17 protein-coding genes are annotated in these 18,598 nt (G+C 69.9%); 15 read left to right on the top strand and 2 right to left on the bottom strand.

Features of this window, described 5'->3' with window-relative positions; all coding sequences use genetic code 11:
• The 7 genes from iolB to AAFF41_RS18640 all read left to right on the top strand — a co-directional run bounded on the left by iolB (nucleotide 1) and on the right by AAFF41_RS18640 (nucleotide 11,578).
• On the top strand, nucleotides 1–861 hold the full coding sequence (gene iolB, locus AAFF41_RS18670) for a 5-deoxy-glucuronate isomerase (RefSeq protein WP_343324267.1): 861 nt from the start codon (nucleotides 1–3) through the stop codon (nucleotides 859–861).
• Entirely contained in the window at nucleotides 858–2,741 is a 1,884-nt protein-coding gene (gene iolD, locus AAFF41_RS18665; protein ID WP_343324266.1) for a 3D-(3,5/4)-trihydroxycyclohexane-1,2-dione acylhydrolase (decyclizing), read from the top strand. Before iolB ends, iolD begins: the two co-directional genes overlap by 4 nt.
• A 14-nt stretch (nucleotides 2,742–2,755) precedes the next feature.
• The gene (mmsA, locus tag AAFF41_RS18660) at nucleotides 2,756–4,258 is read left to right on the top strand and encodes a CoA-acylating methylmalonate-semialdehyde dehydrogenase (protein WP_319747993.1); all 1,503 of its coding nucleotides are present in this window, start codon (nucleotides 2,756–2,758) and stop codon (nucleotides 4,256–4,258) included.
• A 444-nt stretch (nucleotides 4,259–4,702) separates the two neighbouring features.
• Nucleotides 4,703–6,112 carry an APC family permease gene (locus tag AAFF41_RS18655; protein WP_097284799.1) on the top strand — a complete coding sequence of 470 codons (1,410 nt, stop codon included), beginning with the start codon at nucleotides 4,703–4,705 and terminating at the stop codon, nucleotides 6,110–6,112.
• Nucleotides 6,113–6,284: 172 nt separating this feature from the next.
• Nucleotides 6,285–8,942 (top strand): alpha/beta fold hydrolase, encoded by a 2,658-nt coding sequence (locus AAFF41_RS18650; protein ID WP_343324265.1) that lies wholly within the window; start codon nucleotides 6,285–6,287, stop codon nucleotides 8,940–8,942.
• On the top strand, nucleotides 8,939–9,802 hold the full coding sequence (locus AAFF41_RS18645) for an ABC transporter permease (protein WP_054231827.1): 864 nt from the start codon (nucleotides 8,939–8,941) through the stop codon (nucleotides 9,800–9,802). Before AAFF41_RS18650 ends, AAFF41_RS18645 begins: the two co-directional genes overlap by 4 nt.
• Before the next feature lie 174 nt (nucleotides 9,803–9,976).
• Nucleotides 9,977–11,578 carry a vWA domain-containing protein gene (locus AAFF41_RS18640; RefSeq protein ID WP_343324264.1) on the top strand — a complete coding sequence of 534 codons (1,602 nt, stop codon included), beginning with the start codon at nucleotides 9,977–9,979 and terminating at the stop codon, nucleotides 11,576–11,578.
• Nucleotides 11,579–11,700: 122 nt separating this feature from the next.
• On the opposite strand, the gene AAFF41_RS18635 is transcribed toward AAFF41_RS18640, so the two are convergent.
• Both AAFF41_RS18635 and AAFF41_RS18630 read right to left on the bottom strand, forming a co-directional pair.
• Nucleotides 11,701–12,108 carry a rodlin gene (locus AAFF41_RS18635; protein ID WP_054231869.1) on the bottom strand — a complete coding sequence of 136 codons (408 nt, stop codon included), beginning with the start codon at nucleotides 12,106–12,108 and terminating at the stop codon, nucleotides 11,701–11,703.
• Nucleotides 12,109–12,511: 403 nt separating this feature from the next.
• Entirely contained in the window at nucleotides 12,512–12,922 is a 411-nt protein-coding gene (locus tag AAFF41_RS18630; protein WP_343324263.1) for a rodlin, read from the bottom strand.
• Nucleotides 12,923–13,469: 547 nt separating this feature from the next.
• Between AAFF41_RS18630 and AAFF41_RS18625 the strand changes: the two genes are divergently transcribed.
• From AAFF41_RS18625 to AAFF41_RS18590, 8 genes are all read left to right on the top strand, one after another.
• Nucleotides 13,470–13,661, top strand: coding sequence for a chaplin (locus AAFF41_RS18625; protein ID WP_343326312.1), 192 nt, complete (start codon nucleotides 13,470–13,472; stop codon nucleotides 13,659–13,661).
• 105 nt (nucleotides 13,662–13,766) lie between these two features.
• On the top strand, nucleotides 13,767–14,639 hold the full coding sequence (locus AAFF41_RS18620; RefSeq protein WP_388416390.1) for a chaplin: 873 nt from the start codon (nucleotides 13,767–13,769) through the stop codon (nucleotides 14,637–14,639).
• 563 nt (nucleotides 14,640–15,202) lie between these two features.
• Entirely contained in the window at nucleotides 15,203–15,442 is a 240-nt protein-coding gene (locus AAFF41_RS18615; RefSeq protein ID WP_060900577.1) for a chaplin, read from the top strand.
• A 465-nt stretch (nucleotides 15,443–15,907) separates the two neighbouring features.
• Nucleotides 15,908–16,210 (top strand): hypothetical protein, encoded by a 303-nt coding sequence (locus AAFF41_RS18610; RefSeq protein WP_343324262.1) that lies wholly within the window; start codon nucleotides 15,908–15,910, stop codon nucleotides 16,208–16,210.
• Between the two features lie 118 nt (nucleotides 16,211–16,328).
• Nucleotides 16,329–16,568 (top strand): chaplin, encoded by a 240-nt coding sequence (locus AAFF41_RS18605; protein ID WP_343324261.1) that lies wholly within the window; start codon nucleotides 16,329–16,331, stop codon nucleotides 16,566–16,568.
• 178 nt (nucleotides 16,569–16,746) lie between these two features.
• Nucleotides 16,747–17,244 carry a DUF5949 family protein gene (locus AAFF41_RS18600; RefSeq protein WP_099922571.1) on the top strand — a complete coding sequence of 166 codons (498 nt, stop codon included), beginning with the start codon at nucleotides 16,747–16,749 and terminating at the stop codon, nucleotides 17,242–17,244.
• Complete coding sequence (locus AAFF41_RS18595; RefSeq protein ID WP_343324260.1) at nucleotides 17,244–17,855, top strand: vitamin K epoxide reductase family protein; 612 nt, start codon at nucleotides 17,244–17,246, stop codon at nucleotides 17,853–17,855. Before AAFF41_RS18600 ends, AAFF41_RS18595 begins: the two co-directional genes overlap by 1 nt.
• Before the next feature lie 101 nt (nucleotides 17,856–17,956).
• A complete protein-coding gene (locus AAFF41_RS18590) occupies nucleotides 17,957–18,475 on the top strand; it encodes a hypothetical protein (RefSeq protein WP_343324259.1) in 519 nt (172 codons plus the stop codon).
• Nucleotides 18,476–18,598 lie beyond the last annotated feature (123 nt).

Genomic DNA, 18,598 nt, shown 5'->3' with positions numbered 1-18,598 from the left:
ATGACGGACCCCAGGACGCACTCGCCGACGGACGTGCCCCGGAGCAACGGCCTGTACGTTCCCAGGGGCGCCACCGCCGGCGGGCTGTACGCCGTCGACATCGATCCCAAGTACGCCGGCTGGACCCACAGCAGCCTGCGCGTGGTCGACCTCGGACCGGGCGGCACCCACACCTTCACCACCGGCGACAGCGAGTGGATCGTGCTTCCGCTGGGTGGCGCCTGTACGGTGCGCATAGAGGACGAAGAGTTCCAAATCCTGGGCAGGGAAAGCGTGTTCGCGGAGGTCTCCGACTTCGCGTACGTGCCCCGTGACGCCCGGGCCCAGATCGCCTCCGGTGCGGGAGGCCGCTTCGCCCTGGCAGGAGCGAAGTGCGAGCGCCGACTCCCCGCCCGCTACGGCCCCGCGCCGGAGGTCCCCGTCGAAGACCGAGGCAGTGGCAACTGCGCACGTCAGGTGCGCAATTTCGCCTCCGCCGACGCCTTCGAGTGCGACCAGCTCATCGCCGTCGAGGTCATCACCCCCGGCGGCAACTGGTCCTCGTATCCGCCGCACAAGCACGACGAGCACCGGCCCGGTGTCGAGTCGGAGCTGGAGGAGATCTACTACTTCGAGATCGACGGCCCGAACGGATTCGGCTATCAGCGCGTATTCCCTTCGCGCGAGGGCGGATCCGACGTCCTCGCCGAGGTCCGCACCGGCGATGCCGTCCTCGTCCCCGACGGATGGCACGGCCCGTCCATCGCCCAGCCCGGCCACACCATGTACTACCTGAACGTGATGGCCGGACCGGGCGAGGAGAGGGAGTGGCGGATCTGCTTCCACCCGGGACATCTAGAGAGCACAGAGGGATACCGATGACCTCAACGACGAGGCTGACGGTCGCACAGGCGCTGGTGCGCTTCCTGGCCGCCCAGTACACGGAGCGGGACGGCGAGCGGCGGCGGCTGATCGGCGCCACCTGGGGCATTTTCGGTCACGGCAACGTCGCCGGACTCGGCCAGGCGCTGATCGAGTACGCCGACGAGATGCCCTACCACCAGGGCCGTAACGAGCAGTCGATGGTGCACGCGGCGGTCGGCTTCGCACGCCAGTCCAACCGGCTGTCGGCGCACGCCGTGACCACCTCCATCGGACCCGGCGCCACCAACCTCGTCACCGGCGCCGCCCTCGCGACGATCAACCACCTCCCGGTGCTCCTGCTGCCCGGCGACATCTTCGCGACCCGCCCCGCCGACCCGGTCCTCCAGCAGCTCGAAGTCCCCTACGCCGGCGACATGTCGGTCAACGACTGTCTGCGCCCGGTGTCGAAGTACTTCGACCGCGTCACCCGGCCCGAGGCGCTGATCCCCGCCGCCCTGCAGGCCATGCGCGTGCTCACCGACCCGGTCGAGACCGGCGCCGTCACGCTCGCGCTGCCGCAGGACGTGCAGGCGGAGGCGTACGACTGGCCGGAGGAGTTCTTCCAGGAGCGGATCTGGACCGTGCGCCGTCCGGCGGCCGACGCCTCCGAGCTGGCCGCCGCCGTCACGGCGATCCGCGAGGCCCGGCGCCCGCTGATCGTCGCGGGCGGCGGGGTCCACCACAGCCGCGCCGAGGACGTGCTCGCCGAACTCGCCGCCACCACCCGCATCCCCGTCGCCTCCACACAGGCGGGCAAGGGATCACTGAAGTGGGACCACCCGCAGGACGTCGGCGGAGTCGGACACACCGGCACGGCGACCGCGAACGAGCTCGCCCGCACCGCCGACCTGGTGATCGGCGTCGGCACCCGCTACACCGACTTCACCACCGCCTCCGGCACCCTCTTCACCGCCTCGAACGTCCGCTTCCTGAACCTCAACACCGCGCCGTACGACGGCCACAAGCTGTCGGGGATCCCGCTGATCGCGGACGCGCGGGCCGGGCTAGAAGCGCTCACCGAGGCGCTGCTGCTGCACGGGCACCGCGTGGAGCCCGCGTACGCCACCGAGTACACGGACGACAAGGAGCGCTGGGAGTACCGCGTCGACGCGGCGTACGAGGCCGAGGACATCGACATCCGGCCCACCCAGCCGCAGGTCCTCGGCGTTCTCGACGAGCTCGTCACCGAGGACGACATCCTGATCAACGCGGCCGGCTCGCTCCCCGGTGACCTGCACAAACTGTGGCGGGCCCGGTCCCGCGACCAGTACCACGTCGAGTACGGCTACTCGTGCATGGGCTACGAGATCCCGGCCGCGATCGGCGTCCGGATGGCGGCCCCCGACCGGCCCGTGTGGGCGCTGGTCGGCGACGGCACCTACCTGATGATGCCGACCGAGATCGTCACCGCCGTGCAGGAGGGCGTCGCGATCAAGGTCCTCATACTCCAGAACCACGGGTACGCCTCCATCGGCGGCCTCTCCGAGTCCGTGGGCGCCGAGCGGTACGGCACCGCCTACCGCTACCGCTCCGAGGACCGTACGTACACGGGGGCGCCGCTGCCCGTCGATCTCGCCGCCAACGCGGCCAGCCTCGGCATGCGGGTGCTGCGCGCGAAGACCGTCCGTGACCTGCGGGCGGCCCTTGCCGAGGCGCGCGCCGCGGACACTCCCACATGTGTCTACGTGGAGACCGAAACGGCAGACACAGTGTCGGGCGCGCCCCCGGCCCAAGCCTGGTGGGATGTACCTGTGGCCGAGACCGCGACCCGATCGTCGGCGGTCAAGGCACGTGAGGAGTACGACCGGCACGTCGCCGCCCGACGCCGCCATCTGTGAAGGAGTTTTTGGCCATGACGAAGACCGTCAACCACTGGATCGGTGGCAAGACTGTCGAGGGTGCGTCGGGTACGTACGGGCCGGTCACCGACCCGGCGACCGGCGCCGTGACCACACGGGTCGCCTTCGCGACCGTCGACGAGGTGGACGCCGCGGTCGCCGCGGCCAAGGACGCCTACGCGACCTGGGGCCAGTCCTCACTGGCCAAGCGGTCCACGATCCTCTTCAAGTTCCGGGCGCTGCTCGACGCGAACCGGGACGCGATCGCCGAGCTGATCACCGCCGAGCACGGCAAGGTGCACTCGGACGCGCTCGGCGAGGTGGCGCGCGGTCTGGAGATCGTCGACCTGGCGTGCGGGATCACCGTGCAGCTGAAGGGCGAGCTGTCGACCGAGGTGGCCTCCAAGGTCGACGTGGCGTCGATCCGGCAGCCGCTGGGCGTCGTCGCGGGCATCACGCCGTTCAACTTCCCGGCCATGGTGCCGATGTGGATGTTCCCGATCGCCATCGCGTGCGGCAACACCTTCGTGCTGAAGCCGTCGGAGAAGGACCCGTCGGCCGCCATGAAGGTCGCCGAGCTGCTCGCCGAGGCCGGTCTGCCCGACGGTGTCTTCAACGTCGTCCACGGTGACAAGGTGGCCGTCGACCGCCTCCTGGAGCACCCGGACGTCAAGGCGGTGTCCTTCGTCGGCTCGACCCCGATCGCCCGCTACATCCACACCACCGCCTCCGCGAACGGCAAGCGCGTGCAGGCCCTGGGCGGCGCCAAGAACCACATGCTGGTCCTCCCGGACGCCGACCTGGACGCGGCCGCGGACGCCGCCGTGTCGGCCGCCTACGGCTCCGCCGGCGAGCGCTGCATGGCCATCTCCGCCGTCGTCGCGGTCGGCTCGGTCGGCGACGCGCTGGTGGAGAAGATCCGCGAGCGCGCCGAGAAGATCAAGATCGGCCCCGGCAACGACCCGACCTCCGAGATGGGCCCGCTGATCACGGCCGTGCACCGCGACAAGGTGGCGTCCTACGTCAAGGGCGCGGCGGCGCAGGGCTCCGAGGTCGTCCTCGACGGCACCGGGTACACGGTCGAGGGGTACGAGGACGGCCACTGGATCGGCCTCTCGCTGCTCGACAGGGTGCCGGTGACCTCGGACGCGTACAAGGACGAGATCTTCGGCCCGGTGCTGTGCGTGCTGCGCGTGGACACCTACGAGGAGGGTGTCGCCCTCATCAACGCGTCGCCGTTCGGCAACGGCACCGCGATCTTCACCCGGGACGGCGGCGCCGCCCGCCGCTTCCAGCTGGAGGTCGAGGCGGGCATGGTCGGCGTGAACGTGCCGATCCCGGTGCCCGTCGGGTACCACTCCTTCGGCGGCTGGAAGGACTCCCTCTTCGGGGACCACCACATCTACGGCAACGACGGCACGCACTTCTACACCCGCGGCAAGGTCGTCACCACCCGCTGGCCCGACCCGGCCGACGCCCCGACGGGCGTGGACCTGGGCTTCCCGCGCAACCACTGAGTGACCCCCTGGTGCCCCGTCCCCCGTCCCGGGGGGCGGGGCACCGCCATGCCCGGCTCCCCTATTCGCCGGGCGTCCCGGAGTGCGGACCAATCCTGGTGAATTTCAAGGCCTCGACTGCGGTTCTCGTCATGAGGTGATGAAACGGATAGCTGAGGCAGTTTGCTGTCGTTGCCTTTGATAGCAAGGTCACAGTCCGATGATTCCTGATGATTGCAACATGTAGGCGTCGGGGCCTGGGAAAGCGATGTGACGTGCGTCGCTTCGGTGGTGCGGATTCCGTAGGTAAACGGCCATTGACGCAACGGTTTCCGTCAAGGTTCCATCAACGCGGGAGCGGACGACGAGACGAACGACGCGAGCCGCCGGAGGCGATAGCGCTCCCGACCCAATCACCTGACGCACGAGTCGTCTTCTGACGCATGAGTCGATCGGAACCGCTTCATGACCGACACGCTCCGCCCTGTCGAGCAGGCCCTCCCGGACGCCGCCCCCACGGCCTCCGGGAGCCCCCAAAAGCTCAAGCGCTCCATCGGCATCGTCGGCGGCACCCTGCTGACGCTCTCGTGCGTGACGCCCGCCTCCACGCTCTTCGTGGTCGTACCCGACCTGTTCTCGTCCCTCGGCACGGCGACCGCGCTCACCATTGCCATCGGCTCGCTGCTCTGTATCGCCGTGGCGTTCTGCTACTCGGAGCTGGGCACCCTCATCCCCAGCGCGGGCGGCGAGTACGCCATGGTGTCGACGATGGCCGGACGACTCGCGGGCTGGCTGGTCTTCGTGCTCTCCCTCCTCGTCGTCATGATCGTGCCGCCGGTGATCGCGATGGGCACCGCGGACTACCTGGCGCCGATCGTGCACCTCAACCCGTCGATGGCAGGCGCGGGCGTGATGCTCCTGGCCACCCTCGCGGGCCTGCTCGACCTGCGGGCCAACGCCTGGATCACCGGCGTCTTCCTCGTCCTTGAGGTCATCGCGGCGGCCGTCGTGGCGGTGCTGGGCTTCACGCACAGCCAGCGCGGCGTGGGCAGCCTCACCTCGATGCAGGTGGCGGGCTCCGGCGGCCACACGGACACCGTGACGGCCATGCTGGTGGTCTCGGGGCTCGCGATCGCCCTCTTCATCACCCAGGGCTTCTCGACCGCGGTCTACCTCTCCGAGGAACTGGAGAACCCGCGTCGCAACGTCGCGCGTACGGTCCTGGCCACCCTCGCCATCTCGACCGTGATCATCCTGGTCCCGGTCGTCGCGATCACCATGGGCGCCTCGGACCTGTCCACCCTCACCGGCGGCGACATCAGCAGCATGGTCACCGCCTGGTCCAACTCCGCCGTCGGCACCTTCGTCAGCCTGTGCGTCGCCCTCGCGATCATCAACGCGGGCATCGTCATGGTCATCCAGAACTCCCGGGTGCTGTTCGCCTCCGCCCGTGACAAGGCCTGGCCCGAGCCGATCAACCAGAGCCTCTCCCGCCTCGGCCGCTTCGGCTCCCCGTGGGTCGCCACCCTCCTGGTGGGCGTCCCCGGCGCCCTCCTCTGCTTCGTCAACCTGGACACCCTGTACGGCGTCACGGGCGTCTCGGTGACGGCCATGTACCTGCTCGTCGCGGTCGCCGCCCTGCTCGCCCGGCGCGGCCAGCACCGCCACACCCCGGCCTGGCGCATGCCGCTGTGGCCCGCGATGCCGGTGCTCCTGATCGCGGTCCTCGCCTACATCCTGAGCCAGCAGGAGATGACGTACCTGCTGTGGACCGGCGGCATCACAGCCGTCGCCACCCTCTACTGGGCCTTCTACCTCCGCCCGCGCCGCGAGACCCGCTGGCTGGTGTCGATCCCGGAGGACGTCCAGGCCTGAGCCCTCCGGGGTGCACGCGAAGTCCCACGTGACCACCGCGCTCGTGAAGACGCCCGAGCGGGCTCGTACCACGGGCGCGGTATACGGGAGGGGCCTCGTACGCCCGGAGGAGGGGCGCGGGTTCAGACCGACGGCTGCCTTCGTTGTCGGTGGCGGCCCGTACCGTTGACCCATGGATCTTCGACTGCCCCGACTGCGCGGGCCCGCACGGCGAGGACGCCGACGGTGGTTCGCCGCCGCGGCCGCCGTGGTCGTGCTCGCCGGCGCCGGTACGTGGACCGCTGTCGCCTCGGACGACGGTCCGGCCGTCCACCGCACCGACCGTGTGATGACCACGGGCGCCGGGGTGAACATCGACACGTCGTTCTTCACCGCGGGCTCCGGCCGCCGCCCCGCCGTGCTCCTCGGGCACGGCTTCGGCGGCAGCAAGGACGACATGCGGCGGGAGGCGGAGCAACTCGCCCGCGACGGGTACGCGGTGATGACCTGGTCGGCGCGCGGCTTCGGCCGTTCCACCGGCAAGATCGGCCTGAACGACCCCAAGGGCGAGGTCGCCGACGTCTCCAAGCTCATCGACTGGCTGGCCGAGCGGCCCGAGGTCCGGCTCGACAAGAGCGGCGACCCACGTGTGGGAGTCGCCGGAGGCTCGTACGGCGGAGCGATCTCCCTGCTGGCCGCCGGGTACGACAAGAGGGTCGACGCGATCGCCCCCTCGATCACGTACTGGAACCTGGCGGACGCGCTCTTCCCGAACGACGTGTTCAAGAAGCTCTGGGCCGGCATCTTCATCAACTCCGGCGGCGGCTGCGACCACTTCGAGGCGCAGCTGTGCGCGATGTACAACCGGGTGGCGGAGTCGGGGAAGCCGGACGCCCAGGCGCGCGCCCTGCTGGAGCAGCGCTCGCCGTCCGCCGTCGGCGACCGCATCAAGGTGCCCACGCTCATCCTGCAGGGCCAGACCGACTCCCTCTTCCCGCTCGGCCAGGCCGACGCGATGGCCAAGGCGATCCGGGCGGGCGGCGCGCCCGTGGACGTCGACTGGATCGCCGGCGGGCACGACGGCGGCGACCCGGAGACGAGCCGCGTCGAGGCCCGCGTCGGCTCCTGGTTCGACCGCTATCTGAAGGACGACAAGAACGCCGACACCGGTCCCGCCTTCCGCATCACCCGCACCGGCGGCATCGACTCCACCGACGGCGCCGCGCAGCTGCGGGGCGCGAGCGGGGACGTCTACCCCGGCCTGGAGAGCGGCGAGCACGCCATCGCGCTGAGCGACGGCCGACGCGAGCAGACCTTCCAGAACCCCGCGGGCGCGAGTCCGCCCGCGATCTCCGCCCTCCCCGGACTCGGCGGCACCGGCGGCCTGTCCCAGCTGTCCGCGCTCGGGCTCGGAGTGTCCCTCGACTTCCCGGGACAGTACGCGCAGTTCGACTCTGCGGCGCTCCGCGGCGACCTGCGGATCACCGGCTCGCCGACCGTGACCGTCCACGTCCGGTCGAGCACCGACGAGGCGGTCCTCTTCGGGAAGGTGTACGACGTCGGGCCGGGCACCACCCAGCCGGTACTGCCCTCGCAACTGGTGGCGCCCGTGCGGGTGACCGGCGCGAAGGCGGGCAAGGACGTCACGATCGTGCTGCCCGCGGTCGACCACGAGGTCCAGAAGGGCCACCGGCTGCGCCTGGTCCTCGCCTCGACGGACCTCGGCTACGCCTCACCGGCGGCCCCGGCGACGTACACGGTCTCCCTGAAGAGCGACCTGCTCGTGCCCACCGCGCCCGGTGTGAAGACCGCCGCCGCCGTGCTGCCCTCCTGGGTGTGGTGGCTGCCCCTGGCCGGCGCGCTCGCCGCCGCCGCACTCCTGCTGACCGGCCGTCGTCGTACGGCCCCGGTCGCGCCCGACCCCGAGCTCGCCGAAGTCCCCCTCCAGATCACCGACCTGAGCAAGCGGTACGCGAAGTCGGCGGACCGGTACGCGGTACGGGACCTGTCGTTCCGCGTGGAGAAGGGCCAGGTCCTGGGCCTGCTGGGGCCGAACGGCGCGGGCAAGACGACCACGCTGCGCATGCTGATGGGCCTCATCAAGCCCGACGGCGGCGAGATCCGCGTCTTCGGGCACGCGATCCGGCCCGGCGCCCCGGTGCTCTCCCGGGTCGGAGCGTTCGTCGAGGGCGCCGGCTTCCTCCCGCACCTCTCGGGCCGCGAGAACCTGGAGCTGTACTGGCAGGCGACGGGCCGTCCGGCCGAGGACGCCCACATGGAGGAGGCGCTGGAGATCGCGGGCCTGGGCGACGCGCTGGCCCGCGCGGTCCGCACCCACTCCCAGGGCATGCGCCAGCGCCTGGCCATCGCCCAGGCGATGCTGGGCCTCCCTGACCTCCTCATCCTCGACGAACCGACCAACGGTCTCGACCCGCCCCAGATCCGCGAGATGCGCGAGGTCATGATCCGCTACGCCGCCGCGGGCCGCACGGTCATCGTCTCCAGCCACCTGCTGGCCGAGGTCGAGCAGTCCTGCACCCACCTGGTGGTCATGGACCGCGGCCGGCTGATCCAGGCCGGCCCGGTGAGCGAGATCATCGGATCCGGCGACACCCTCCTCGTCGGTACGGGCGCGCCCGTGGAGGGGCCGGTCGTCGAGAAGATCGGCGCGCTGCCCGGCGTGGCCTCGGCCGTCGCAGCCGAGGGCGGGCTGCTGGTCCGCCTCGACGAGGGCGGCAGCGCCGAACGCCTGCTCGTGGAACTCGTACGGCTGGAAGTCCCCGTGCGGTCGGTGGGCCCCCACCGTCGGCTGGAGGACGCGTTCCTCACCCTGATCGGAGGTGCCGCATGAGCACGCTCGTCGAACGGGCCGAGACGGCGGACGGGTACCGGGCACGGCACACGCTGCCGCTCCGCGTGGAGCTCCTGCGGCAGTTGAAGCGGCGCCGCACGCTCGTCATGGGCGCGATCCTCGCCGTGCTGCCCTTCGTGCTCGTCATCGCCTTCGCGATCGGCGGTGACCCGGGCTCGCGCAACGGGCAGGTCACCCTGATGGACACGGCGACCGCGTCGGGCGCCAACTTCGCCGCGGTGAACCTCTTCGTGTCCGCGGGCTTCCTGCTGGTCATCCCCGTCGCGCTGTTCTGCGGGGACACGATCGCCTCCGAGGCGAGCTGGTCCTCGCTGCGCTATCTGCTCGCGGCCCCCGTACCGCGGGCCCGGCTGCTGTGGTCCAAGCTCACCGTAGCCCTCGGCCTCAGTCTCGCCGCGATGGTGCTGCTGCCCATCGTCGCCATAGCGGTGGGCACGGCGGCGTACGGCTGGGGGCCGCTGGAGATCCCCACCGGCGGCGCACTCTCCGCCGGCACCGCGGCCCAGCGGCTCCTCGTGGTCATCGCGTACGTCTTCGTGTCCCAACTCGTCACGGCGGGGCTCGCGTTCTGGCTGTCCACCAAGACGGACGCGCCCCTGGGCGCGGTCGGCGGCGCGGTCGGCCTGACGATCGTGGGGAACGTCCTGGACGCGGTCACCGCCCTCGGCCACTGGCGCGACTTCCTGCCCGCACACTGGCAGTTCGCCTGGGCCGATGCCATCCAGCCCAACCCGGAGTGGGGCGGCATGATCCAGGGCACCGCGATTTCGATAACGTACGCCCTCGTCCTGTTCGCCCTGGCCTTCCGGGGTTTCCGGCGCAAGGACATCGTGTCGTAGATCTCCGGAGCGTCACCTACCGGTCTCGACGACCGCCCTTCGTGGCCGCTTCGAGATCCATCCGCAACGCTCCGTAGCGCACATCCGGGCCCCCTCGGGCGTCACAGTCACAGACGTCGGCCCAATGACGTCGGCAGACAGTCGGCGGACAGGCGACTCACCGAGGGGGCACGGATGACACTGACGGGGAACGACGAACACACAGGGCGACCGCGGCGGCCGAGGACCGGTCGACGGCGGCGACCGGTCGCCATCCTGATCGGGCTGTCGCTCGCGGGCGGCCTGCTCCTCACCGGCTGCGGCGCGAGCGACAGCAACGGCTCCTCGACGGACGGTTCGAACAAGTCCGGCGGACGCGGGTTCCCGCAGCCCGCCCCGAACCGGACCTCCGGGACCTCCCAGGGCGAGCGGAAGAACACTCCGACGGGCGACGCGAGCCGCGAGTTCGCGCCGTCCCCCGACTACCTCTCCACCTTCGCCCTCGACGTCGACACCGCCTCCTACGGCTACGCCCGCCGCGCCCTCGCCGACGGCCGGCTGCCCGAGGCGTCGACGGTCCGCCCCGAGGAGTTCGTCAACAGCTTCCGGCAGGACTACCGGCGTCCCGACGGCAACGGCTTCTCGGTCACCGTCGACGGTGCCCGCACCCGGGAGAAGGACTGGTCGCTGGTCCGCGTCGGCCTCGCCACCCGCGACGCCGCGCAGAGCGGTGAGCGCCCGCCCGCCGCGCTCACCTTCGTCATCGACATATCCGGCTCCATGGGCGAGCCCGGCCGACTCGACCTCGCCAAGGACGCCCTCGGCGTGATGACGGACCGGCTGCGCGACGACGACTCGATAGCCGTGGTCACCTTCAGCGACGAGGCCCGGACCGTGCTCCCGATGACCCGCCTCGGCCACCATCGCGACCGCATCTACGACGCGATCAGGGGACTGGAACCGACGGAGTCGACCAACCTCGGTGCGGGCGTGCGCACCGGGTACGCCACGGCCGTCAAGGGCCTGCGCGAGGGCGCCACCAACCGCGTCGTGCTGATCTCCGACGCCCTCGCCAACACCGGCGAGACCGACGCGGACGCCATCCTCGAGAGCATCTCCACCGCCCGCCGCGAACACGGCATCACCCTCTTCGGCGTCGGCGTGGGCAGCGAGTACGGCGACGCCCTCATGGAGCGCCTCGCCGACAAGGGCGACGGCCACACGACGTACGTCTCGACCATCGAGGACGCCCGCAAGGTCTTCTGCGAGCAGCTTCCGCAGAACATCGACCTCACGGCCCGCGACGCCAAGGCACAGGTCGCCTTCGACCCGGAGACCGTCAAGCAGTTCCGGCTGATCGGATACGACGACCGTCAGGTCGCCGACGAGGACTTCCGCAACGACCGGGTGGACGGCGGCGAGGTGGGACCCGGCCACACGGTCACGGCCCTCTACGCGGTCCGCACCAGGCCCGGCGCCTCCGGCCACCTCGCCACCGCGAGCGTCCGCTGGCTCGACCCCGACACCCGCGCCCCGCACGAGGAGTCCGGCCAACTGGAGACCGGCTCCCTCGACGAGGACCTGTGGACCTCCTCCACCCGTCTCCAGGTCGACGCCGTGGCCGCGTACTTCGCCGACGACCTGCGCACGGGCGACGACAAGGCGAACCCGCTCCCCGGCGCCCTCCCGCTGGGCGAACTCGCCGACCGTGCCCACCGGGTGGCGTCCGCCGCGGAGGACAAGGCGGTGGACGACCTGGCGAACGCGGTGGAGCGGGCGAGTGGACTCATGGGATAGCGGAGGCGGTGGGTGGTTCGCCGCGTACGCCAAGAGGGCCACCGCGTACGCCAAGAGGGCCACCGCGTACGCGAAGAGCGGGCCGCCGAGGTGCTCGGCGGCCCGCTCTCGCGGTGCTGGGATCAGCTGTTGTTCGTGCCGTTGCCCGACAGGACCGGGATGTTGTCCAGGATGTGCGACAGCGGTTCGTCGCCCTTGGCCTGGGTGGAGTTCTCGACGCACTGCTGGTTCTGCGGGGACGACAGGACCGGGACGTCCTGGACGGCGATCGGGACGACGCCGACGAGCGAGCCCACGTTGGCCTTCGCGGGCAGGCCGACGCAGGGCTTGTTCAGCGAGCCCTGGATGAGCGCCATCTGCGGGCTCATGCTGCCGTAGGTCGCCGAGTTGCCGAACGACTGCGAGGCGCCGTAGCCGCTGACGGACGTCGTGCCACCGTCATCGCCGATCGCCAGAGCCTGGGGGGCGGCCGCGGCCGAGATACCGGCGACAGAAGCGGCGATAGCCGCGGTTGCCCACAGCTTCTTCATGTTCATTCCCTTCGGAAAGCGGACTCCTGTTGGGGAGCTGCATGATCATCAACTGGGCAGACCGCCCAAGGGTTGCGGGTAGTGCCCCATTTGGCCCAGCATGCGGGGCGTTCGCCCCGTCACCCGACACGCCAGTGGGCTCCTCTGAGCCGACACGGCGTGGTCGATCTGGCCGACGCGTGGCGGATCGCTCGGCCGGGGCCGCTCCCTGAGCGGGAACGGCGCCTCGCGCGGCTTCCAGACGGGCGCCAGGTCCATCGGCGTCTCGATGCGGAAACCCCGGCCGGTCCGGGGGGCCTCTTCGACACGTGACTCGTGACGTGCACTCGGCAAGTGAGCGATCACGCAAAGAAGATGGGCCCGGCGGGCCGCCGAGAGAGCTGCGGCCCGCCGGCGGAGAGTGCTACTTGTTGCCGACACCGTTGCCGGACAGGACCGGGATCTGGTCCAGGACGTGCGACAGCGGTTCGTCGCCCTTGGCCTGGGTGGAGTTCTCGACGCACTGCTGGTTCTGCGGGGACGACAGGACCGGGACGTCCTGGACGGCGATCGGGACGACGCCGACGAGCGAGCCCACGTTGGCCTTCGCGGGCAGGCCGACGCAGGGCTTGTTCAGCGAGCCCTGGATGAGCCCCATCTGCGGGCTCATGTCCCCCGTGGTCGCCGAGTTGCCGAACGACTGGGTGGCACCGACGCCGCTGACGGAGGTCGTCCCACCGTCATTCCCGATCGCCAGCGCCTGCGGCGCGGCAGCAGCGGAAGCGCCGACGGCGCAAACGGTGACCGCGGCGGCGGTCATAACCTTCTTGATCACTGGCTGGATCCATTCTGAAGAAACCCCGTCCATCGGAGCGTTTTGGTTCAACCGCCGCAGACGCCCTTGGTTGCTCCCATTCACCCTGATGGCCCAATAGGGCCGATCGGGTGAATCACCGAAACCAGTCCAGGACCGCCGGGTTGATGCGAGAGCAGGAACATATGTCTCTGCGAGGAAGGGAATGGCCGGGCACTTGCGATCGGTGACGTCCGCGGCACCACGCCCGGCGGTGGGCGCGACGTCGAGCAGTCGTTCAGGTCCTGTCCTCACCGCGGAACGTATTTTAAGGGAGCCGTTCCTTCCCGTATGGGTGTTCGTGTGCATCTCGGTGCCGATTCGAATGTGGGGCGATTCGAGTGAATTCCCAAGCGGCGCACGTTCTTTAGTTTCTTCGGACGGTCCTCCATCGTTTACAGACTGCAGGTCGTGGTGCGGGCCGCTCAAGGTGTGCTCGCTCGGTTTCGGCCGTCATAGGACCACGACCGCAGAGAAGGGAAATTACGTGAAGCACAAGAAGAGCGCTGCTGTTGTCGCCGGCGCGATCATGGCCCTGGGGATGGGCGCCCCGGCCTTCGCGGACGCCGGCGCCGAGGGTTCCGCCGTCGGCTCGCCGGGTGTCCTCTCGGGCAATGTGATTCAGGTCCCCATTCACGTCCCCGTCAACGTGTGCGGCAACACGGTCGACGTCGTCGCCCTGCTGAACCCGGCGTTCGGCAACAGCTGCGCCAACGGCTGACGCGACAGCACCAGCCTTCCCGGCTGCATCACGGTCGGCCTTGGGTCGCTCTTTCGGCTCCAAGGCCGGCTTTCCTCACTTCTTTCAAGCAGGAAGACAACGAGATTGCGACAGAACCTGAGTAGGGGAATGGTCGTGGCCGCGGCCGCGACGAGCATCCTGTCCCTGTACGGCACCCCCGTGTTCGCTGACTCGCACGCGGACGCCAGCGCTATGGACTCACCCGGCGTCGCGTCGGGCAACAGCGTTCAGGTTCCGGTGCACGTGCCGGTGAACGCCTGCGGCAACACTGTCAACGTGATCGGCGCGCTCAACCCGACCTTCGGGAACTCCTGCGCCAACGGCTCGGGTTCGCAGGGCAACTCCTCCGGCTCCCTGGCGTCCGGCAGGACCCAGGGCTCGCCCGGCGTCTTGTCGGGCAACCATGCCCAGGCCCCGGTGGACGTTCCGGTGAACGCGTGCGGCAACTCGGTCGACGTCGTCGCCCTGCTGAACCCGGCGTTCGGCAACAGGTGCGGGAACGAGCACGGGGGCAGCGTCAACACCCCGCCGGTGACGCCTCCGACTGTCCCGCCGGTGACGCCTCCGACCGTTCCGCCGGTGACGCCTCCGACCGTTCCGCCGGTGACGCCTCCGACCGTTCCGCCGGTGACGCCTCCGACCGTTCCGCCGGTGACGCCTCCGACCGTTCCGCCGGTGACGCCTCCGACTGTCCCGCCGGTGACGCCTCCGACCGTTCCGCCGGTGACGCCTCCGACTGTCCCGCCGGTGACGCCTCCGACCGTTCCGCCGGTGACGCCTGTCACCCCCTCGCGGACCGTCGGGCAGCCGGTCCTGCCCGTTTCTCCCTCCGAGAATCCGCCCACCCTGGCGCACACCGGCAGTGAGAACGTGCTCGGGGCCTCCGCCGCCGGCGCCGCGCTGCTGCTCGGCGGAGCCGTCCTGTACCGACGAGGTCGAGTCGCCTCCCGCCGGTAGTACGACGCTCTGGGTGCCGGACGCTTCGCCGCGCCCGGCACCCAATTGTGCTGTCCTCTACGTCCTTCCGCCCCTTGGCGCCGGCTTGGATGCGCATGGCCGCGTCCCGCCCGCGCCGGCCTGTGGGTGCTGGGACCCGCTCGCCGCCCGGGCCCGCGCGCAGCCGCCGCCGGGCTCCTGCGCAGTTCGTCGGCCGACAGTCCGAGCTGCTCGCAGCTCGCCCCGAACCGCGAGGCTGCGACGAGGCGTTCGGTCTTCAGGTGGCCCGGTACGCCTGCCACCTCCTACGCGGGGTCCAACTCCCGTTGGGTGGCCGAGGCCCGATTCCAGGTCGGTATTCCGATCCTGATTCCGGCATCCCCTTGGCGAGGAGCTGCGGGAGGTTTTCGGCTCCAGTCACTCACTGCGTTTGTCAGTTAAATCTCATGAATGTATCGGAATGGTGGAGTTCGGTGATGGTGGGATCACTCCTTTGGAGGCGCAACTCGTGCGTGTCCTGCGCGTTGATTCCAGCACCGGGCATCTCGCCCGGACGTTGTGACGATTCCAAGGAGCACTTCTCCATGTCGCGTATCGCGAAGGGCCTGGCCCTGACCTCCGTTGCCGCCGCTGCTGTGGCGGGCACCGCCGGCATCGCTGCCGCCGACAGCGGCGCAACCGGCTCGGCGGCCCAATCCCCTGGTGTCCTGTCGGGCAACGTTCTGCAGGTGCCCATCCACGTTCCGGTCAACGTCTGCGGGAACACCGTGAACGTCATCGGTCTGCTGAACCCCGCGTTCGGCAACACCTGCGCCAACGGCTGACGTCAGCGCCAACCTTCTGCCGGCCGCCTTCCCCAACGGGAGGGCGGCCGGTCCGCGTTGTCCCGATTGGGGAAAGCGGGTTCAAGGCCCTTGCGCGGCTCCTCGTCGGTGACGACCGGGTCACCGTGGCGCTGCCGACGGTCAACGCTGTGGTGCCGGCCCTTGTCTACGTCGTCGCCGGGGTCACGCCGGAGCGCGCCCTGGGCCGTCGCCAAGGAGAGCCACCCCTGCTCTCCGCGAGTGGGTGCGCCGGCTGTCCTGACACGGGGCGCCCGAACCGGGGAGCGCGCCGGGCCGCGGCCCTGGACGAGTCGCCGACCACACGCTGTTCATCGCGGGTTGGACGTTCGGGTGGGGTGCGGGAATCGTCCGCACAGGGTTTCCTTCGCGTCCGGGTCTCGTTAGTCAGTCCGGAAAAAGCGGAAATTCCCTCCGGTGGCACCTGTCACCGAAGAAAGGAGCACGATGAAGTCCCTGAATGCCGCCGCTGTCGTTGCCGGGTCCGTGATCATCGCTGGTGTCGCCGCGCCCGCCTTTGCCGTCGAGGCCTCCGACCTCACGCCCACCAGTCTCAACAGCGCACTGGAGACCATCGCCAGCCAGCGCTCGCTCAGCCTGAAGGATGTGCAGCCCCTGCAGCATCAGTCGAACGCGCTCGACACCGAGAACAAGAGTTCGGTGCTCAATGCCCTGAGTGGCGCGACGAAGGCGCTCAACACGACCGGCGGGCCCGCGCGGCTCCTCGGCGGACTGCCTCTTCGGAGCTGATCGGTTCCCTCCGCAGCCAGTCGCTTCAGGGAAAGGGAATCACTTCATCGCGTGTCTTCCCGAAAGGCCTGCGAACTCATCCCTAGGCTGAAGCAAGTCGCCAAGGAAAGGACGGACGATGAACCTTGCCAAGAAGGCCGCTCTCATTTTCGCCACCGCCGGAATGGCCGCGGGTGCCGCCGCGGGCAGTGCCGTCGCCGATACCGGCGCGCAGGGCGCGGCGGCCAATTCCCCCGGTGTCGCCTCCGGCAACGTCATTCAGGTACCCGTGGACGTTCCGGTGAACGCCTGTGGCCTCAGCGTCAACGTCATCGGCGCGTTGAACCCGGCGTTTGGGAACGCGTGCGACAACAAGTGACGTCGTGCCTCCTCGATTGACGTCGCACGCGGACTGAAAGGGCTGATTCCGTACCCGCGGAGTCGGCCCTTCGCGTTGTTCGAGGAGCGTCCCCCATTCGTGTGGTCGCCCGTCGGTCATCGGCCATTCGGGTGAGAAATCGGCCGGGCCCGTTCGGGCGCGTCGATAAGGTTCCGCGGTGACCTCAACCTCAAGCCAAGCGCGTCCTTTCCGGGCCGTCGACCTCGGCACGCTCGCCGTCATCGCCTTCAGCGGTGAAGTGCCCGACGGCGACATGCCCTATCTCCTCGCCTACTCCCTGGGCGACGGTGAAGGCGGCCCAGAGGCCGCCACGGCCGCCATCGAGCAGTTGCTGCGGAACAACGGTCTGCCCGTCGGCGACTCGCTACTCGACGGGACCCGGCAGCCGAGCCTGCCCCTCACCCTCCTTGTCGAGGCGGGCCAGGCCGTCGTCACGATGCCGTACCTCAACGCTCAGTGCGTCGTGCCGCCCGAGTGGCTCGCGGCAGTCGGTGAACGGGGCTACGCCTACTTTCTGTTCGCCACCCGCGCCTGGCCCGAGGCCGAGCCCGGCAAGCCCGTCGAGCCGGAGAGCCTGGCGGCCTTCGCGGGCAACGAGGAGATCCTGCTCAGCGCGGCCCACGTACTCCTGCCCGCGCACAGTTTGCGCGGCTGATGACACGGACCGCGGGCGGCGCCGCGAGGGTGCGGACCGCGGGGGGCAGCCCTGCGTTCGCCCTTCTGCTCGTGATCACCGGTGCGGCCGGTCTGCTCGCCGCGTGGGTCATCACGATCGACAAGTTCAAGCTGCTGGAGAACCCGAACTTCGTGCCGGGATGCAGCCTCAACCCGGTCGTCTCCTGCGGCAACATCATGAAGAGCAAGCAGGCCGCGGCCTTCGGGTTCCCCAACCCGATGCTCGGCCTGGTGGCGTACGGCATCGTGATCTGCGTCGGGATGAGTCTGCTCGCGCGGGCCACCTACCCGCGCTGGTACTGGCTGACCTTCAACGCGGGCACCCTCTTCGGCGTCGGATTCTGCACCTGGCTGCAGTTCCAGTCGCTGTACCGGATCAACTCCCTGTGCCTGTGGTGCTCGCTGGCCTGGGTCGCCACGATCATCATGTTCTGGTACGTGACGTCGTTCAACGTACGGCATGAGTTTCTGCCCGCGCCCGGCTGGTTGCGGGGATTCCTCGGAGAATTCACCTGGGTCCTGCCGGTCGCGCACATCGGGATCATCGGGATGCTGATCCTGACCCGCTGGTGGAATTTCTGGACGAGCTGACTATTGGGTCCGTCAGGGGAATCCTGAACTGGAGGCGTTCTCAGGATCGTTACCCGGTATGGACACAGATCCACTGATTCCTGAAAGGGACCGTACCTGAGATGAAGTCGACCACTCGAGGAACTCTTGTCGCCGTCGTCACCGGCGTGGCGGCAGCGATGGGTGTCGCCGCCGTGACGCCGGCCGTCGCGGCCGAAAAGGTTCCCGTCCCCGTACCTCTGGACGGCGTGGGGCGCGCCCTCAACCTGCAGACGCCCAAGATCGCCGGGGAGCTTCCGGTGCCGATGCCGGGCGGACCCGAGGGACCGCGGTACGTCGAGGGCCGACTGCTCCCCGACCGGGCGGTGCCGCGACTTCCGCTCGACGCCGGACTGCCCGGGGCGGGTTTGCGCACGCCCCTTCCGAACCTCCTCGGGCACGGCTTCGATCACCTCGGGGCGGACGCGCCCGCCGCCGATCTGACCACGTTGACGCCGGGGCTGGCCGCGGACACCCCGCTCGGCGCACCCAACCCCGACCACTACGGTCTGCCGGACCTGAAGCTCCCTCAGGTCGCCGTCCTCGGACCACTTCTGACGACGGTGCCCGGGGCGAACGTCGGCATGGCAGAGGGGGAGTAGCACTCCGGTTGTGCTTCTCCACCTGTCCTGGTCGGCGTGCCCGTTTCGCATCCAGCGGGCTGATGCTGCGTCAGGGCGGTGGTGGTCCGCGACCTGCTCGATCGGGGTGCGTTGAGACGGCCA

This window comes from Streptomyces mirabilis (genome assembly GCF_039503195.1).
In the GTDB taxonomy this organism is placed as follows: Bacteria; Actinomycetota; Actinomycetes; order Streptomycetales; family Streptomycetaceae; genus Streptomyces; species Streptomyces mirabilis_D.
Note: the sequence above shows the minus strand (reverse complement) of the source record. Positions and strands in the feature narration are given on the sequence as shown.

What these genes read in the sequence shown, in the direction of transcription:
- iolB (WP_343324267.1), top strand. Translation starts at nt 1, where the DNA reads ATGACGGACCCCAGGACGCACTCGCCGACGGACGTGCCCCGGAGCAAC.
- iolD (WP_343324266.1), top strand. Translation starts at nt 858, where the DNA reads ATGACCTCAACGACGAGGCTGACGGTCGCACAGGCGCTGGTGCGCTTC.
- mmsA (WP_319747993.1), top strand. Translation starts at nt 2,756, where the DNA reads ATGACGAAGACCGTCAACCACTGGATCGGTGGCAAGACTGTCGAGGGT.
- AAFF41_RS18655 (WP_097284799.1), top strand. Translation starts at nt 4,703, where the DNA reads ATGACCGACACGCTCCGCCCTGTCGAGCAGGCCCTCCCGGACGCCGCC.
- AAFF41_RS18650 (WP_343324265.1), top strand. Translation starts at nt 6,285, where the DNA reads ATGGATCTTCGACTGCCCCGACTGCGCGGGCCCGCACGGCGAGGACGC.
- AAFF41_RS18645 (WP_054231827.1), top strand. Translation starts at nt 8,939, where the DNA reads ATGAGCACGCTCGTCGAACGGGCCGAGACGGCGGACGGGTACCGGGCA.
- AAFF41_RS18640 (WP_343324264.1), top strand. Translation starts at nt 9,977, where the DNA reads ATGACACTGACGGGGAACGACGAACACACAGGGCGACCGCGGCGGCCG.
- AAFF41_RS18635 (WP_054231869.1), bottom strand. Translation starts at nt 12,108, where the DNA reads ATGAAGAAGCTGTGGGCAACCGCGGCTATCGCCGCTTCTGTCGCCGGT.
- AAFF41_RS18625 (WP_343326312.1), top strand. Translation starts at nt 13,470, where the DNA reads ATGGCCCTGGGGATGGGCGCCCCGGCCTTCGCGGACGCCGGCGCCGAG.
- AAFF41_RS18615 (WP_060900577.1), top strand. Translation starts at nt 15,203, where the DNA reads ATGTCGCGTATCGCGAAGGGCCTGGCCCTGACCTCCGTTGCCGCCGCT.
- AAFF41_RS18610 (WP_343324262.1), top strand. Translation starts at nt 15,908, where the DNA reads ATGAAGTCCCTGAATGCCGCCGCTGTCGTTGCCGGGTCCGTGATCATC.
- AAFF41_RS18605 (WP_343324261.1), top strand. Translation starts at nt 16,329, where the DNA reads ATGAACCTTGCCAAGAAGGCCGCTCTCATTTTCGCCACCGCCGGAATG.
- AAFF41_RS18595 (WP_343324260.1), top strand. Translation starts at nt 17,244, where the DNA reads ATGACACGGACCGCGGGCGGCGCCGCGAGGGTGCGGACCGCGGGGGGC.
- AAFF41_RS18590 (WP_343324259.1), top strand. Translation starts at nt 17,957, where the DNA reads ATGAAGTCGACCACTCGAGGAACTCTTGTCGCCGTCGTCACCGGCGTG.